Source organism: Litchfieldia stipae (genome assembly GCF_014837155.1).
Lineage (GTDB): Bacteria > Bacillota > Bacilli > Bacillales > Bacillaceae_L > Litchfieldia.
In genome coordinates, this window is the sequence record NZ_JACYHA010000070.1 from 1 (window position 1) to 473 (window position 473).

1 rRNA gene is annotated in these 473 nt (G+C 34.0%); it reads left to right on the forward strand.

Going from position 1 to position 473, the window contains the following annotated elements:
- Positions 1-108, forward strand: a 5S ribosomal RNA gene (gene rrf, locus F7888_RS22370); the annotation flags it as partial.
- Positions 109-473: the final 365 nt, after the last annotated feature.

Below are 473 nucleotides of genomic sequence, written 5' to 3' on the forward strand. Positions count from 1 at the left end.
TTTTGGCGAAGAGGTCACACCCGTTCCCATACCGAACACGGAAGTTAAGCTCTTCAGCGCCGATGGTAGTTGGGGGACTCCCCCTGTGAGAGTAGGACGTCGCTAGGCTTATCATTTTTAACTTCGTAGAAGTTGACAACGATAAATCAATATGTTAATATGATTATTATGTCACTATGAAATATGTAATCTTATTAAAAAAGGTTACTTTTTATTTCTCGCTAAACTTCACAGAAGTTGACAGACGAGAAGTATGGTGGTATAGTAATGAAGTTGACTTACTAAATAAATTAACGATTAAATCATTAAAAAACTTATTGACATTAAAAACGATAAGTGTTAAATTATTAGAAGTCATCAAAAAAAAGTTCTTTGAAAACTGAACACAATAAACAAGCGTCAACGTTTTATCAAGTAACAAATTATTGAGCAATCAATACTCTTTTTGGAGAGTTTGATCCTGGCTCAGGATG